This window comes from Burkholderia sp. Bp8963 (genome assembly GCF_003854275.1).
In the GTDB taxonomy this organism is placed as follows: domain Bacteria; phylum Pseudomonadota; class Gammaproteobacteria; order Burkholderiales; family Burkholderiaceae; genus Burkholderia.
The window spans coordinates 1-990 of sequence record NZ_QTQP01000161.1 but is presented as its reverse complement, the minus strand read 5'-3'; the positions used below and the strand labels follow the sequence as shown (position 1 = coordinate 990).

The 990-nt window shown below is 63.9% G+C and carries 2 protein-coding genes; both read left to right on the top strand.

What is annotated here, in order from left to right; all coding sequences use genetic code 11:
* A partial coding sequence (locus DID96_RS37815; protein WP_124604408.1) for an ABC transporter permease occupies window positions 1-644 on the top strand: 644 nt, incomplete at its 5' end.
* Window positions 641-990: ABC transporter permease subunit (locus DID96_RS37810; protein ID WP_148094540.1), on the top strand; the 350-nt coding region annotated here is incomplete at its 3' end. The genes DID96_RS37815 and DID96_RS37810, both read left to right, overlap by 4 nt.

Genomic DNA, 990 nt, shown 5'->3' with positions numbered 1-990 from the left:
GCGTTGCGGCGTCATCGTTCGCCATCGGTACGCTGCTCGGCCTCACGGGCGCGCTCGCGAAGCTATCGGAATACGCGCCGCTGGAATGGCTGGGCCGGCTCTATACGACACTCGTACGCGCGCTGCCGGAACTGCTGTGCCTGCTGATTGCGTTCTATGTTGCGGCGCCGGCACTCGAGGCCGCGCTGCACCGCACCAGCCTCGTGCCGGATGGCTTCGCGTTTGATGCGTTCCCCGTCGCGGCGGTCTCGCTCGGCTTCATCCAGGGAGCGTACCTGACCGACATCTTCCGCGCTGCGCTCGTCAACGTGCCGGCCGGGCAGATCGAGGCCGCGCACGCGTACGGGATGACGCCGCTGCAGACACTCGTCCGCATTCGGTTGCCGATCGCTGCACGCCTTGCATTGCCGGGCGTCGGAAATGTCTGGCTGAACGCGACCAAGGATGCGTCCTTCATCAGCGTGCTCGGCTCGTTTTCGGATCTTTTGAAGGTCAGCCAGCTCGCTGCCGGTGCGACCCGGCATTACGTGTTTTTCTATGTAGTGACGGCCGTGTTGTTTCTGTTGTTGAGTGCGATGTCGATGGGGGTGTTCGCCGCGCTCGAATGGCATGCGAATCGCGGCGTCGCGCGGGGGACACAATGACGTTTTCGATGCCTTTCCTGTTCGACGTCGTGATGCCCAAACTGCTCGCGGCCGTGCCGATCACCATTGCGTTGACGCTGCTGTCCGGTTTCGCGAGCGTGCTGCTTGGTGTGCCGCTCGCGCTGGCCGCGACCGCGCACAATGCGCCGTGCCGATGGTCCGCACGCGGCTGGATCATCCTGATTCGCGGGACGCCGCTACTCGTGCAGATGTATTTGCTGTACTACGGCTTCGGCCAGATCGTCCCGCGCGAATGGATGCGTGATAGCTGGGCATCGCCGTTGCTGCGCGATGCGTTCTGGTACGCGGTCGTTGCGCTCGGCATAAACGAGAGCGCGTATGTCGC